Annotated in this window: 12 protein-coding genes and 2 pseudogenes; 13 read left to right on the top strand and 1 reads right to left on the bottom strand. The window is 63.1% G+C overall.

Going from position 1 to position 15178, the window contains the following annotated elements; translation table 11 throughout:
* The 13 genes and pseudogenes from JWR89_RS15900 to JWR89_RS15840 form a co-directional block, all read left to right on the top strand.
* A pseudogene (locus JWR89_RS15900) lies at window positions 1-277 on the top strand (TetR/AcrR family transcriptional regulator); the annotation flags it as partial.
* A gap of 141 nt (window positions 278-418) precedes the next feature.
* A complete protein-coding gene (locus JWR89_RS15895; protein ID WP_299717789.1) occupies window positions 419-895 on the top strand; it encodes a DUF2852 domain-containing protein in 477 nt (158 codons plus the stop codon).
* A gap of 453 nt (window positions 896-1348) precedes the next feature.
* Window positions 1349-2044: a protein TolQ gene (tolQ, locus tag JWR89_RS15890; RefSeq protein ID WP_299717793.1), complete on the top strand. Its 696-nt coding sequence runs from the start codon at window positions 1349-1351 to the stop codon at window positions 2042-2044.
* A gap of 37 nt (window positions 2045-2081) precedes the next feature.
* Window positions 2082-2531: a protein TolR gene (gene tolR, locus JWR89_RS15885; protein ID WP_299717787.1), complete on the top strand. Its 450-nt coding sequence runs from the start codon at window positions 2082-2084 to the stop codon at window positions 2529-2531.
* On the top strand, window positions 2528-3580 hold the full coding sequence (gene tolA / locus JWR89_RS15880) for a cell envelope integrity protein TolA (RefSeq protein WP_299717791.1): 1053 nt from the start codon (window positions 2528-2530) through the stop codon (window positions 3578-3580). Before tolR ends, tolA begins: the two co-directional genes overlap by 4 nt.
* A gap of 73 nt (window positions 3581-3653) precedes the next feature.
* Window positions 3654-4982 carry a Tol-Pal system beta propeller repeat protein TolB gene (gene tolB, locus JWR89_RS15875; protein ID WP_299717785.1) on the top strand — a complete coding sequence of 443 codons (1329 nt, stop codon included), beginning with the start codon at window positions 3654-3656 and terminating at the stop codon, window positions 4980-4982.
* 179 nt (window positions 4983-5161) lie between these two features.
* On the top strand, window positions 5162-7483 hold the full coding sequence (locus JWR89_RS15870; protein WP_299717783.1) for an EAL domain-containing protein: 2322 nt from the start codon (window positions 5162-5164) through the stop codon (window positions 7481-7483).
* Window positions 7484-7650: 167 nt separating this feature from the next.
* On the top strand, window positions 7651-8415 hold the full coding sequence (locus tag JWR89_RS15865) for a hypothetical protein (protein ID WP_299717781.1): 765 nt from the start codon (window positions 7651-7653) through the stop codon (window positions 8413-8415).
* A 265-nt stretch (window positions 8416-8680) separates the two neighbouring features.
* On the top strand, window positions 8681-9178 hold the full coding sequence (pal, locus tag JWR89_RS15860; protein WP_299717779.1) for a peptidoglycan-associated lipoprotein Pal: 498 nt from the start codon (window positions 8681-8683) through the stop codon (window positions 9176-9178).
* 155 nt (window positions 9179-9333) lie between these two features.
* Window positions 9334-10299 carry a tol-pal system protein YbgF gene (ybgF, locus tag JWR89_RS15855; protein WP_299717777.1) on the top strand — a complete coding sequence of 322 codons (966 nt, stop codon included), beginning with the start codon at window positions 9334-9336 and terminating at the stop codon, window positions 10297-10299.
* Window positions 10300-10349: 50 nt separating this feature from the next.
* Complete coding sequence (gene tilS, locus JWR89_RS15850) at window positions 10350-11381, top strand: tRNA lysidine(34) synthetase TilS (RefSeq protein ID WP_299717775.1); 1032 nt, start codon at window positions 10350-10352, stop codon at window positions 11379-11381.
* Window positions 11382-11609: 228 nt separating this feature from the next.
* The gene (gene ftsH, locus JWR89_RS15845) at window positions 11610-13526 is read left to right on the top strand and encodes an ATP-dependent zinc metalloprotease FtsH (RefSeq protein ID WP_299717773.1); all 1917 of its coding nucleotides are present in this window, start codon (window positions 11610-11612) and stop codon (window positions 13524-13526) included.
* A 160-nt stretch (window positions 13527-13686) separates the two neighbouring features.
* Window positions 13687-14904 (top strand): glycosyltransferase family 87 protein, encoded by a 1218-nt coding sequence (locus JWR89_RS15840; RefSeq protein WP_299717772.1) that lies wholly within the window; start codon window positions 13687-13689, stop codon window positions 14902-14904.
* Window positions 14905-15070: 166 nt separating this feature from the next.
* On the opposite strand, the pseudogene JWR89_RS15835 reads toward JWR89_RS15840, so the two are convergent.
* Window positions 15071-15178, bottom strand: a pseudogene (locus tag JWR89_RS15835) (DNA-binding response regulator); the annotation flags it as partial.

Genomic DNA, 15178 nt, shown 5'->3' with positions numbered 1-15178 from the left:
CGCGCTGACGCCGCCCGGCGTGGCACGGCCGCCGGCGCTGATGATGGCGCTGCACATCTGGTCGCTGGCGCATGGGGTCGCATCCTTGTTCGGCCGCGGCGACGCCGCACGCCGCAAGCTGCCGATGTCGCCGGAAGACCTGCTCGAGGCCGGCGTCCTGATCTATCTGCGCGGGCTGGGTTTTCCGACCGATCGCCGGCCGCCGCCGGACGTTGGAGCGGCGCGCGGCGCCGAAGCCGAGCGCCCTGCGGGGCCGTGGGGCAAGGCGCCAACGTAACGCCAGTCGGTGCACTGCGAAGGTGCGACAAAATAATTCGCGACCGCCTCTGGCGGATATCTTGACAAAATCAGCCTTCGGTTTACGTATGTAAATGTTATTTACATTCACCGACGGCATGGTGCCGTCATGGAGAGGAAAATGGCCAACACTGCAGATCTCAATCGCTGGGGTTATCCCGACGATGAGCGCCGAATGTCCTACGGGGTGCAATCGCCGTGGCGCATCGCACTGATCGTGCTGGGTTTCATCGTGTGGTGGCCAGTCGGCCTCGCACTTCTCTTTTTTACGCTAGGGAGCAGAAAAATGGGTTGCTGGGATAACGGCGATCGGTTCGCCAACAAGATGGAGCGAATGCAGCACAAGATGGAGCGGATGCGCGGCCGCATGGAGCGTCGCGGCTTCAACTTCGGCGGCTTCGGCCCGCCGTCGTCCGGCAACCGCGCCTTCGACGAGTACCGCGTCGAAACGCTGCGCCGCCTTGAAGAGGAACAGCACGAGTTCAAGGACTTCCTGGATCGTCTGCGCCACGCCAAGGACAAGGAAGAGTTCGACCAGTTCATGGCGCAGCACCGCCCGCGCCCGACCCCGCCGAACGACGCCCAGCCGCAGGGCTGATGGTAACAGGACTAACTTCCGGCTCAGGCAAAACCCCCGCCTGATGACGACCCTAGCCGCCCACCTCTAAACAGGTGGGCGGTTTTGTTTGTTGGGATGATCGCCATCACGAACAAGCGAATTGCGCTTCATTTCTCCACCTAAATCGCCTTTGGTAACCCCTCGTTAACCACGACCGGCGTCTGGTAAAGCCAGCAAATAAGCCTGCGAGCCCTTGTTTTGACATGTTGGCAGGGAATTGAAGGCTCGGCTTCGGACGGGCCATTCCTTGCGACACAACAGGCTGAACGCTGGCTTTGACGGCGCTCGCGGCGCGTGGCTGCAATCGGCAGGCAGCGCCACCTGATACCGATACTTCGAGGGGATACTGATCTCGTGCTGCAGAAAGTCTTTTCGCTCACCGCGCTTTCGTGGTTGCTGACGATATCCGCAGCTTCCGCGCAAGCGGTCGATGTGCAAGCCGCCCCGGCGCTGGCCTCTTCGGACGTCTCGCTGATTGCATTGTTCTGGCAGGCCCACTGGATCGTCAAGGCGGTCATGATGGGGCTGCTCGGCTGTTCGGTGTGGGTCTGGGCGATCGCCATCGACAAGATCTTCCTGTTCGCCCGCACCAAGAAGGCCATGGACCGCTTCGAGCAGGCATTCTGGTCCGGCGAGTCGATCGAGGACCTCTACCGCGTGCTGTCCGCCAAGCCGACGCAGTCGATGGCGGCGTGTTTCGTGGCGGCGATGCGCGAGTGGAAGCGCTCGTTCGAGAGCCAGGCGCGCTCCTTTACCGGTCTGCAGATGCGTATCGACAAGGTCATGAACGTCTCCATCGCCCGCGAGATCGAGCGCCTCGAGCGCCGCCTGCTGGTACTGGCCACGGTCGGTTCCGCCGGCCCCTTCGTCGGCCTGTTCGGCACGGTCTGGGGCATCATGTCGAGCTTCCAGTCGATCGCCGCCTCCAAGAACACGTCGCTGGCGGTGGTCGCGCCGGGCATCGCGGAGGCGCTGTTTGCTACCGCAATCGGCCTTATCGCTGCCATTCCGGCGACTATTTTCTACAATAAGTTCACATCCGAGGTGAACCGCCAGGCGCAGCGCCTGGAGGGCTTTGCCGACGAGTTTTCCGCCATTCTGTCGCGTCAGATCGACGAGCGCGTCTGAGGGCGATCATCTTGAACCTTGAAGTGGGCATCCCGTCATGGGCATGAATATGGGCGGCGGAGGTGGCGGGGGTCGACGCGGTCGCCGGCGCGCCAATGTCATGGCCGAAATCAACGTCACCCCGATGGTCGATGTGATGCTGGTGCTGATGATCATCTTCATGGTCTCGGCGCCGATGCTCACCGTGGGCGTGCCGCTCGACCTGCCGCAGACCCAGGCCAAGAGCCTGGAGCAGGACAAGACGCCGCTGCAGCTTTCGGTCGACATCAAAGGCAAGATCTTCATCAACGACACCGAGGTGGCGATGAACGACCTGGTGCCGAAATTAAAGGCGATCACCGACGCCCGCGGCGGGCTCGATGAGCGTATCTTCATGCGTGCGGACAAGAAGGCGGACTACGGCACCGTAGCCCGCGTCATGGGACAGTTGTCGGGCGCCGGCTTCAAGCGGCTGGCGCTGGTGACCGAGGTGGAGCAGGGGACCTGACGGTGAAGGTCGATAAGACACTCGCGGCGTCTGTGGCCCTGCACGTGCTCGTGCTGGGCTGGGGACTCGTGTCTTTCTCGTCCAAGGCCTACGTCTCGATTCCCGAAGACTCGCTTCCCGTCGATATCATTTCCGCCGACCAGTTGGCCAAAGTCACCGCCGGCATCAAGACCGGCAAGAAGGAAATCAAGGCGCCGCTGGTCGAGAAGGTCGCCGAGGCTAAGCCGATCGAAGACACCGTCGGCAAGATCACCGAGAAACCCCCGGTGGTGACCGACACCACGCCGCCGCCACAGCCCAAGACGGAAGACAAGACCGCCGCCGAGGCGGCCGCGAAAGCGGCGGCTGCGGCTGCGGCCAAGGCGGAAGCCAAGGCCGCCGCGGACTCGAAGGCCAAGGCCGATGCCGCGGCCGAAGCCAAGATCGAGGCGGAAGCCCTGGCACAAGCCAAGTCAGCAGCCGAAGCAAAGGCCCAGGCTGACGCAAAAGCCAAGGCTGATGCGCAAGCCAAGGCTGACGCGCAAGCCAAGGCGAAGGCAAAAGCCGAAGCGAAGGCCAAGTCTGATGCCGACGCGAAAGCCAAGGCTGAAGCGCAGGCTATGCTGGAATCGAAGAAACCCGAGCGTACCTTCGATCAATCGAAGATCGCAGCCTTGCTCGACAAGCGCGATCCGAGCCGCAGCGCGGCGACCGGCGATACGTTGAATTCGAATGCTGCGCTGGGCCTGTCCAAGGGTAAGGCTGCGGACAATTCTGCGACCTGGGGCGCAATTTTCAAGACGCAGGTCGAACGTTGCTGGAAGAAGCCTTATGGCGGCATCGAAATGGACAACTTCGAGGCCGTCTTCAGTATTAAGCTGAAGAGCGACGGTACGCTCGAAAGCACGCCGCAGGTACATCGGGACAGTAAAGGAAGTGGTCCGTTCTTCCGTCCCTACCTCGAAAGCGGATTGCGCGCGATCATCGAATGCCAGCCGTACAAGCTTCCACAAGCCTATTTCGAGGAATGGAGGTTTTTCGAACCTGGCTTCAAAGAGCGCAGGACCTGACGCCTATTATGAATTCCCTCAGGCACTTCAGATAAAGCACGTATCAATGACTGACACAGATGGATTTCCTCGGATGCTGCTTCGCCCGAATCGCCGACAGATCATTTCCGGAATGGCATCGACTGGCCTGCTGATTGCCGCTGGCCGCCAGGCGTTCGGACAGGCGCGCGTACAGATTACCGAAGGCACCTTCGCCCCGCTGCCGATCGCTATTCCGAATTTCGTCGCCGGCACCGCTGCCGACAACGAAGTCGCGACCGGCGTGGCGCAGGTCATCACCAACAATCTCAAGCGCAGCGGATTGTTCGCGCCGGTTGATCCCGCGGCCTTCATCGACAAGGTCAGCAATATCGACGCGCCGCCGAATTTCCAGAACTGGAAAACCATCAACGCGCAGGCGCTGGTCACCGGTCGCATGACGCGGCAGGGCGACGGCCGGCTGAAGGCCGAGTTCCGGCTGTGGGATGTCGCCACCGGCCAGCAGCTCACCGGCCAGCAGTATTTCACCTCGCCGGAATACTGGCGCCGCATCGCCCACATCATATCCGACCAGATCTACGAGCGCCTGACCGGCGAAAAGGGCTATTTCGACAGCCGCGTCGTATTCGTCGATGAGACCGGCCCCAAGGAGCGCCGCGTCAAACGGCTTGCTTTAATGGACCAGGACGGCGCCAACGTGCGCTACCTGACCCGTGGTGCGGATCTAGTGCTGACGCCGCGGTTCTCGCCGTCGACGCAAGAGATCACCTATATGGAATTCGGCCAGGGCGACCCCCGCGTCTACCTGTTCAACATCGAGACCGGCCAGCGCGAGATCGTCGGCAATTTTCCCGGCATGTCTTTCTCGCCGCGCTTTTCGCCGGATGGCCAGCGCGTCATCATGAGCCTGCAGCAGGGCGCCAATTCCAACCTGTTCGTGATGGACCTGCGCTCGAAGTCCACCACCCGCCTCACCGACACCCCGGCGATCGACACCTCGCCGTCCTACGCGCCGGACGGCAGCAAGATCTGCTTCGAGTCGGATCGCGGCGGCAAGCCGCAGATCTACACCATGGCGGCAACCGGTGGGCCGGCGCAGCGCATCTCGTTCGGCGACGGCAGCTACTCGACCCCGGTCTGGTCGCCGCGCGGCGACTACATCGCTTTCACCAAGCAGGGCGGCGGCCAGTTCTCGATCGGTATCATGAAGCCGGACGGTTCCGGCGAACGGTTGCTGACGTCGGGTTATCACAATGAGGGCCCGACCTTCGCGCCGAACGGCCGGGTCATCATGTTCTTCCGCGATCCCGGCGGCAGCGGCGGCCCGTCGCTGTACTCCGTCGATGTTTCCGGACGCAACGAGCTGAAAGTCCCGACGCCGGGCTTCGCGTCGGATCCCGCATGGTCGCCGCTGTTATCCTAAACGGATTGTTGCCGGGCCTCGCCGCGTGGCGGAGTACCGGCAAACTTTGCCTACGCTGCTGAAATCATGAGCGATTTTAAAGTCGCCGAAAAATCTAAACAGTTCGCTAACACTATTCCCTCAGAAAGGCTTCATCAGGCATCGGTAGCATAGCGCCTGAATATGGATGCAAGGCGCCGATGCAATCTGCCGACCAGAACGCGATGATCGATCAGGAGATGCCGCCTAAAATCTATGCGGCACTGGTTGATTCGCTGTTCATGAATCCCGTGCCCATGATTTTGGGTGCCTTCGGCCCGGCAATTGCCGGTGCGGTCATCGCCGCCATGTCCGGCGATCCTGTCGTCTGGCTATCTGTGCCTCTGTTTATCATGGTCGGCGCCGCGCGCGCGCTGCAGATGTACCGTTACCAAAAACGGAATTCTGCATTGACCGCCCCCGAAGCGGCGGTCTGGGAAAAGCGATATCTTTGGGGCGCGCTCGCGCATGGAGTCGCGCTGGGCATCTGGAGCAGCGCGGTCTTGTTGCGGATCGACGACCCGGCCGCGCACATGCTTTGCGTGACGACCGTGGTCGCCTACATGTCGGCAGGCGTCGGCCGGACTTTTGGCCGGCCGCGAATTTTTCATCTGCAAGTTCTGCTCGGATGCGGACCGCTGATTGTCTCGCTGATGTTTGTCGGCGGCGCTTATCATTTTTCGCTGGCTTTGCTGAGCATCGTCTTCTTTGTCGCCATCAGGCAATTGACTTCGAGTCTTAACGGAATTTACCTGAACGCTTGGCTGGCGAGAGAACGCGAAGCCGCGCTCGCCGGCCAGTTCGATACTGCGTTAAACAACATGCCGCACGGCCTGTGCATGTTCGCTGCCGATGGGCAGTTGGCCGTTATCAACGATCGCTTCAACGAAATGATGAGTGACGGCGCCGACTTCGTAAAGCCGGGAGCTGGATTGCGTGAGGTAGTGGCCGCCTTCGTTCAGGTCGGCACGGTGTCTTCCGCGAGCGCCATGACGATCATTGCTGAAATTGAAAGTTCGAAGGCCGCCGAGATCACGACGCTGGACCACGCGCGCGACAGCGAGCGGGCGCTGTCGTGGAAATTCCAGCCGATGGTTGGCGGCGGCACGGTCGTGCTGGTGGAGGACATCACCGAGCGGCGCAATTCCGAAGCCCGCATCAGCCACATGGCACGGTTCGACGAACTGACCGGCCTGCCTAACCGCGTCAGCTTCCGCAATGAAATCGGTCGCATGCTGAAGAGCGCGGGTTCGACGTCACTCTCGGCGCTGCTGTTTGTCGATCTCGACCAATTTAAGCAGGTTAACGACACGCTTGGCCACCCCTGCGGCGACCAGTTGCTCTGCATGGTCGCCGACCGGATGCGCGAGATGCTGCGCGCCGAGGATTTCATCGCCCGGTTCGGCGGCGACGAGTTCGTCGTGTTCCAGCGCGGCATCAAGAGCAGTCACGATGCCTCGGATCTGGCGCGACGCATCGTCGAACGGCTCAGCGAGCGCTACGAAGTCAACAACCACCACGTTGAAATCGGTGCCAGCGTCGGCATCGCCATGACACAGCCCGGCGTCAGCGCCGACAACCTGCTGAAGAACGCCGACATGGCACTGTATCGCGCCAAGGCCTCGGGTCGCGGCACGTTCTGTTTCTTCCGCGAGGAGATGGCGCAGACCGTGGAAGCGCGCCGCGTCCTCGAACTCGACCTTCGCCAGGCGCTCGCCAACGAGCAGTTCGAACTCTACTACCAGCCACTGGTCAACCTGAAGTCGGGCCGGATCTCGACCTGCGAGGCGCTGCTGCGCTGGAATCATCCGGTCCGTGGCACGGTATCGCCGATCGATATCATTCCGGTCGCCGAGGACATGGGCTTGATCGTCGATCTGGGCCGCTGGATTCTGCGCAAGGCCTGCATGGAGTGTATGAAGTGGCCCGAGGCGGTCAGCGTCGCCGTCAATTTTTCATCGCAGCAGTTTCATCAGCGCGACGTCCTGAGCGAAGTACGCTACGCGCTGGAGGTCTCCGGCCTGCCGGCGCACCGCCTTGAGATCGAGATCACCGAGTCGTCCTTGCTACGCAACACGCAGTGGACCCACGACGCGCTGTCGCAGCTTCACGCGGCAGGCTGCCGGATTTCGCTGGACGATTTCGGAACCGGCTATTCGAGCCTGAGCTATCTGCATAACTTCCCGCTGCAGAAGGTGAAGATCGATCGCTCGTTCCTCGAAGGCATCGATACGGATCGTCCGCTGACGCTGCTGCGCGGCGTGGCGCGGCTCAGTGCCGACCTCGGCATGTCGGTGGTCGTCGAAGGGGTCGAGACCAACGAGCAACTGGAACTGATCAGTGCCGACGGAACGGTGACGGAAGTCCAGGGGTACCTCTTTAGCCGGCCCGTTCCCGCCGCGAGGGTCCGCGAACTGCTGGATGCCTCGCACGGCCGCCATGCCGTCCCTGGCAAACGTCTTGCCGCGTCATCGCATCTTTGAGCGGAAACAATCCGAAACGTCTTAGCTAAACTGGCTTCCGGATCTTTCTCGGAGCTTTACCCTCCAATAAGTTAACCCTAACACAGGTAGTTCTTTGCACTGCGATAAAGAAAACGTTAACCTTAGCTATCGGAAGTATTGCTAGCGTGCAGCGTCAGGCCAGCCTCATGAACATAGCTCAAGAAACAGTCAAACAAGCGCGGGCCGTCGAGCGCGGAATCGAACTTCTCGACCGCATCGACTACCGCCTCGCGGAAACCGAGGAGGAGAAGGACGAGATCTATCGCCTGCGTTATCGCGCCTATCTCAAAGAGGGGGCCATCGAGCCCAACCGCGACCACAGGGTCACCGATCGCTACGACGATCTGCCCAATTCCTGGATTTTTGGCGTTTACTTTGAGGGCATGCTGGCCAGTTCGCTCCGCATTAGTGTGGCCTCGCCGGAGCATCCCTCCACGCCTTCGCGGAGCGTCTTTCCGGACGTGATGGAACCGGCCATCGCTTTGGGCAAGATCATCGTCGATCCCAGCCGCTTCGTCGCCGAGCCGTCCCCGGCCAATCGATTTCCTGAGCTGCCCTATATGACGCTGCGGCTGGCTTTTGTTGCCTGCGATTACTTCCACGCCGATATTGGCCTCGCATCGGTCCGCGCGGAACATCAGTCGTTCTACCGCCGGATATTCATGCACAATGTTTCGCCGCCGCGCGATTATCCGGGTCTGACCAAGCAGATAGGATTGCTGGCGATCGAGTTCCCGAGCATGCGGGACAAGCTCTTTGCCCGTTACCCCTTCCTGCGCTCGACCTATTTCGAACGCCGGAAGTTGTTCGAGCGGATGAGTGATCGGGCCCGTCCGGACAGTGAAGTACCGGTGCTGGCCTCGGGACGGCCCTCGCTCGTGCCCGTACCTGACGGCGGCAGCCACGGTTGATCATCTGCGGCGACCGGCGGTCGCGACTGAACGTCAATTGTCTCGATTCCTCCGGCATTCAACGGAAGTTTGCCGGCTGGTTCGCCGCCTGTGTTCACCGTCGCGCCACATTTACAACCCATTAACCATCCGGTTGTTTTTCGGGCACCTGTGGCATTTGATGGGGTTTGGCAACACCTCATCAAGGTTGACGGAACGTTCGCTTAACCAACGCCCTGTAGACCAATAATCAGTTGGACAAAGCGCGAGCGTTGGAGGCTCCGAAATGAAACACCAGATGCGTATCCTCCAGGGATTAAAACTGGCCGCGGTTCTCGCCGTGGCGTTGTCGATGGGCGCTTGCGCCAACAAGAACCCGCTGGGCGGCGACGGTAGCGCGATGGCGAATGCCGCGACGCCGGGCAGCCAGCAGGACTTCGTGGTCAATGTCGGCGACCGCGTATTCTTCGAGAGCGACCAGACCGAGCTGTCGCCGCAGGCGATCGCCACCCTGGAGAAGCAGGCGCAGTGGCTGCAGAGCTACAGCCGCTATTCCTTCACCATCGAGGGTCATGCCGACGAGCGCGGCACCCGCGAATACAACATTGCCCTTGGCGCCCGCCGCGCCCAGTCGGTCCGCACTTTCCTGGCCTCGCGCGGTATCGATGCCAGCCGGATGCGCACCATCTCCTACGGCAAGGAACGTCCGGTCGCGGTCTGCAACGACATCTCCTGCTGGTCGCAGAACCGTCGCGCCGTCACCGTGCTGAACGCCGGCGCCTGAGCGAACTCTGATATCAACAACACGGCGTCTGCTTTCGGGCAGGCGCCGTTTTTGTTTCGGGCGCAGCCTTTGCCGCTGTCGGAAGTCACATTTTCGGCGTAGTGAAGCTCTCAATGTGGTGTGCTTTCGTGTGGCGCAAAATTCGTCAGGCAAACATGTCATCCCCTTTTTATAATTTCGCGCGCGTGGTCCTGATGTCCGCGGCGCTGGCGATTCCATCCGTTGCCTTTGCCCAGATGCAGCAATCCGATGACGTCGATCCGGAAGTCCGGGTCCAGCAGCTCGAAGGCCAGCTGCGCCAGCTCACCGGCCAGAACGAAGAACTTCAGTTCCGCAACCGCCAGCTCGAAGACCAGATCCGGCAGCTGCAGGCCGGTGCGCCACCCGCAGGCCGCCCGAATGTCGCGGCGGTCCCGGCCCAGCCCGCGCCGGTCGCCCGCCAACCCGTGCAGCCGCAGGTTCAGCCTCAGGTCTATGACCAGCAGCAGGCCGCAGCCCCCGCGCCCATCGTGCAGGATCCCGCGCCGCCGCCGCGCGGCGGCCGTCGCAACGACGCGTTCGATCCCAACGCCAACCCGAATGCGCCTGGCGTGCCGCGTGCGCTCGGCGGCGGACGGCAGCCGGTGCCGGCCAACGCGCCGGTTGCCATGCCGGGTAGCCGGGGGGCGGGCGAGCCGCTGCCGCTTGGCAACGCCGCTCCGGCGCCGAGCGGCGGCCTGACCACGCTGCCGCCGGGTGCCACATCCAAGGACGAGTTCGACCTCGGCATCGGCTACATGCAGCGCCGCGATTACGCCCTGGCCGAAGAGACCATGCGCAACTTCGCGCAAAAATATCCCACCGATCCGCAGATCGCGGATTCGCAGTATTGGCTCGGCGAGAGCTTCTTCCAGCGCCAGAAATACCGCGATGCCGCCGAGGCTTTCCTCGGCGTCACCACGAAGTTCGGCACGTCGGCCAAGGCGCCGGATGCGCTGCTGCGGCTCGGCCAGTCGCTGGCGGCGCTGAAGGAGAAGGAAGCCGCCTGCGCCGCGTTCGGCGAGGTGCTGCGGAAGTATCCGCGCGCCTCGGGCGGAGTGAAAACGGCGGTGGACCGCGAGCAAAAACGGGTTAAGTGCTAGAGCAGGGGCGCCGGACCTGATCCGGCGCGGCAACCGGCCCGGCCACGCGCATGCCTGACGACGACCATTCGCCGATCTCGGTTCGAGATGCCAAACGGCTGTTCGCCGACTGGGCCGCCGCGCCCGCGCTGATCCTGGCGGTGTCGGGCGGCCCCGACTCGGTCGCGCTGATGTGGCTCGCGGCTCGCTGGCGCCGCGCTTTGAAGCGCGGTCCCGAACTGGTCGCGGTGACCATCGATCACGGCCTGCGCCCGGAAGCGGCGCGCGAAGCCCGCGACGTCAAGCGGCTGGCGGCTTCGCTGGATCTGCCGCACCGCACGCTGCGCTGGACCGGCGAAAAGCCATCCACCGGCCTGCCTGCCGCAGCGCGGGCTGCGCGCTACCGGCTGCTCGCCAAGGTCGCCCGGGCGCACGGCGCGACCCACATTCTCACCGCCCATACCAGAGATGATCAGGCCGAAACCCTGTTGATGCGGATGGCACGTGGCAGCGGTTTGGCCGGCCTTGCAGCCATGGCGCGGCAGACGCCGCGCGACGGCGTGGTGCTGGCGCGGCCGTTTCTCGATGTCCCCAAAGCGCAACTGGTCGCGACGCTGAACAAGGCCAGGATCGACTTCGCCGTCGATCCGACCAACCACGACCCGCATTTCACCCGGCCGCGGCTGCGCGCGCTGATGCCGCAACTCTCCGCCGAGGGGTTTGATTCGCGCAATCTGGCCCGGTTGGCGTCGCGGCTCGGTCGCGCCCATGCGGCGCTGGAGACGATGGTCGATGGCGCCGAGCGGTTTCTTGCGCTGCAGGACCGCGGTGAGCCTGGTGCGGGTGTGGACGCCCGGGCATTTGCCGCGTTGGCGGAGGAAATTCGGGTCCGGCTACTGCTGCGTATGATCGACAGGGTCGGCCATGAAGGCCCGGCCGAACTAGGCAAGGTCGAGGCGCTGCTGTCGGCGCTGGATCATGCCGTCGCCTCCGGCAAAAAAGGTATCCAGTTGAAGCAGACTCTGGCCGGTGCGATGATCGTTCTCACGCGGGACCGGCTGCGAATCGTCCCCGCGCCGCCGCGCCGTCGTCGCCAGGATTGACCGAGCGAGCGGTCCTGCCCGCCAATAACTTAACGACCGCGGGAAAACACCGTTACGACCGCCATTATTTGAACCGGAAGCCGGTCTACATGCGTTAAATAGTCCGGACTGGTTCCCTTGGCAGCGCCCCCTCTGGCACCTAGATTGTACCCAACCGACCCAGGGTGAATCCCTTGAGGCGCCCCAAGGGATTAAGGCCGCGATCCGCGCGGCGACGAAGGAAGTTCGATGAACGCCAATCTGCGCAATTTCGCCCTCTGGGTCATTATCGTTCTGCTGCTGCTGGCGCTGTTCACGCTCTTCCAGAATCCTGGTCAGCGAGCCGCCTCGCAGGACATCTCGTTCTCGCAGCTTCTGACCGAGGTCGATCAGAACCATGTGCGTGACGTGGTGATCCAGGGCCCGGAGATTCACGGCACCTTCACCAACGGCTCCAGCTTCCAGACCTATGCGCCCTCCGATCCGACGCTGGTGAAGCGCCTGTATGACGGCAAGGTCTCGATCACCGCAAAGCCGCCCGGCGACAATGTGCCGTGGTTCGTCTCGCTGCTGGTCTCATGGCTCCCGTTCATCGCGCTGATCGGCGTGTGGATCTTCCTGTCCCGCCAGATGCAGGGCGGCGCCGGCAAGGCGATGGGTTTTGGCAAGTCGCGCGCAAAAATGCTGACCGAGGCCCATGGCCGAGTCACCTTTGAAGACGTCGCGGGCGTCGATGAAGCCAAGCAGGACCTGCAGGAAATCGTCGAATTTCTCCGTGACCCCGGCAAGTACCAGCGGCTCGGCGGACGGATTCCGCGCGGCGTGCTGCTGGTCGGTCCTCCCGGCACCGGCAAGACGCTGATCGCCCGTGCGGTGGCCGGCGAAGCCAACGTACCGTTCTTCACCATCTCGGGTTCTGACTTCGTCGAAATGTTCGTCGGCGTCGGCGCCTCCCGCGTCCGCGACATGTTCGAGCAGGCCAAGAAGAACGCCCCCTGCATCATCTTCATCGACGAAATCGATGCGGTCGGTCGTCATCGTGGCGCCGGTCTCGGAGGCGGCAATGACGAGCGCGAGCAGACCCTCAACCAGTTGCTGGTCGAGATGGACGGCTTCGAAGCCAATGAAGGCGTCATCCTGATCGCCGCCACCAACCGCCCCGACGTGCTCGATCCCGCGCTGCTGCGTCCCGGCCGTTTCGACCGTCAGGTCGTGGTGCCGAACCCGGACGTCGTCGGTCGCGAGCAGATCCTCAAGGTTCACGTCCGAAAGGTGCCTCTGGCGCCGGATATCAACCTCAAGACCATCGCACGCGGCACGCCGGGCTTCTCCGGCGCCGACCTGATGAACCTGGTCAACGAAGCCGCTCTCACCGCCGCGCGCCGCAACAAGCGCATGGTGACGCAGAGCGAGTTCGAAGAGGCCAAGGACAAGGTGATGATGGGCGCCGAGCGCAAGTCGCTGGTCATGACCGAGGAAGAGAAGATGCTGACGGCCTATCACGAGGGCGGTCACGCCATCGTCGGCCTCAACGTCATCGCCACCGACCCGATCCACAAGGCGACCATCATCCCGCGCGGCCGTGCGCTCGGCATGGTGATGCAGCTGCCGGAGCGCGACAAGCTGTCGATGTCGCTGGAGCAGATGACCTCGCGCTTGGCCATCATGATGGGCGGCCGCGTCGCCGAAGAACTGATCTTCGGCCGCCAGAAGGTCACCTCCGGTGCGTCGTCCGACATCGAGCAGGCCACGCGCCTTGCCCGCATGATGGTAACGCGCTGGGGCCTGTCGGAAGAACTCGGCACCGTGTCGTATGGCGAGAACCAGGATGAAGTGTTCCTGGGCATGTCGGTATCGCGCACGCAGAATGCTTCCGAAGCCACCGTGCAGAAGATCGACAGCGAAATCCGCCGTCTGGTCGAGGAAGGCTACAACGAGGCCACCAAGATCCTGACCGAGAAGCGCGCCGATCTGGAAGCTCTGGCCAAGGGGCTTTTGGAATTCGAGACGCTTTCGGGCGACGAGATCCAGGATCTGTTGAACGGCAAGAAGCCGAACCGCGAATCCGTGCTCGAGCCGACCGGCCCGCGCACCTCCGCGGTGCCGCCCGCCGGCAAGCCGCGCCCGCGTCCGGACACCGGCCTGGAGCCGCAGCCGCAGGCGTGATGCACAATTTGAAGAATTGAGAAAACGCGGCCGAAAGGCCGCGTTTTTTGTGTGGTGTCTCGTGCCCGGGTGCGGAGGGGAAACGCTGCTCCCTTAAATCTTCCTCAACGTCGGCGATGGCATTCTGCATCCGCGCATCGGGCGCGACGAGGGATGGCCGATGGCCGCGCAACAGCTTGCACCGGTTCCGGACGACACCGCCATTCCCAAGGCGCTGCTCAACGTCTGCTTCGTGCTGGCGGTGATCAACATCGTGCTCTTTCCGGCGTTCTACGGCCGCGGCTGGATCTATGACGAGGCCGGCTTGGGCATGCCCACCGACTTCGTCAATGTCTGGTCGGCCGGCAGACTGGCGCTCGAGGGCCATCCGGCCTGGGCCTGGGACTGGGAGATCCAGAAGCGGGTCCAGGTCGCGGTGCTCGGCCAATCCTATCCCGGCAATTTCGCCTGGCACTATCCACCGCCGTTCTTGTTCGTCGCCGAAATGCTGGCGCGGTTGCCCTATGCGGTGGCGTATGCCGGTTGGGCCGCGCTGAGCTTCGTGCCGTATCTCGTCATGATGCGTGCGGTGGTCGGGCGCCCTTTCGGGCTGCTGCTGGCAGCCGCGTTTCCGGTGGTGCTGACCAATACGCTGATCGGGCAGAACGGCTTTCTCACCGCTTCGTTGATCGGCGCCACCCTGGTGCTGCTGCCGACGCGGCCGGTGCTGGCCGGCATCTGCCTCGGCCTGCTCAGCTACAAGCCGCAATATGGATTGCTGTTTCCGCTGGTGCTGATCGCCGCCTGGCAATGGCGTGTCTTTGTCAGCGCGGCGATCACGGCGGTGGCGCTCGCGGCGGTGTCGTGGCTGGCCTATGGCACCGAGAGTTGGCAGGCGTTCTTTCACTGGATGCCGATGTTCTCGCAGGCCTTCCTCACCGAGGGTCGCGCGCCCTGGGGCAAGATGCAGAGCATCTTTGGGCTTGTGCGCTACTTCGGCGGTAGCGAGCCGCTCGGCTGGATGTTTCAGGGTGTCATGACGTCGGCGGTCGCGGTGACGCTGGTCGTGATGTGGCGCAGCCGGCTGCGTTACGAATGGAAGGCCGCAGCCCTGGCCACCGGCACGCTGCTGGTGACGCCGTATCTGTTTCTCTACGACGTGATGGTGCTGGCGATCCCGGTCGGCTTCCTTGTGCGTGTCGGGCTGGCGGAAGGCTTCGCACGCTACGAACTGCCGGCGCTGGGGCTCGTCGCGTTCCTGCTGATGTTCTTTCCGCTGTTCGCGGCGCCCACCGGCTTTGGCGCCACGCTGGTGGTCGCGGCGCTGATCGCGCGACGCTGCGGCGTATGGCAAAACAAGGCGGCGCTGCTGCCCGACACAAGTCTCGTCCAGAGCTGATCTCTCGACGGCGCACGTCCGTGCCACAGATTCGCCGCAAGACGTCACGCCGCATCGACGGTGTGCTAGTCCTTGAAACTGAATGGCTTTCGACGCTTGACGGATGATCCGCCTTGATCTTGCCGCAAGACCCGAAAAAGCGGCGGGGGAACGCGAAATCAGCTCATCACAGCCGGCTCTCGATCGCCAGCCGCACCAGTTCGGCTGAAGTGCGCAGGCCGAGCTTGTGGCGCATCATCGACGAGGTATTGGCGATCGTCTTGTAGGAGGCGTG

This window comes from Tardiphaga sp. (assembly GCF_028290785.1).
Lineage (GTDB): Bacteria > Pseudomonadota > Alphaproteobacteria > Rhizobiales > Xanthobacteraceae > Tardiphaga.
This window is presented reverse-complemented; position numbering and strand designations above follow the sequence as displayed.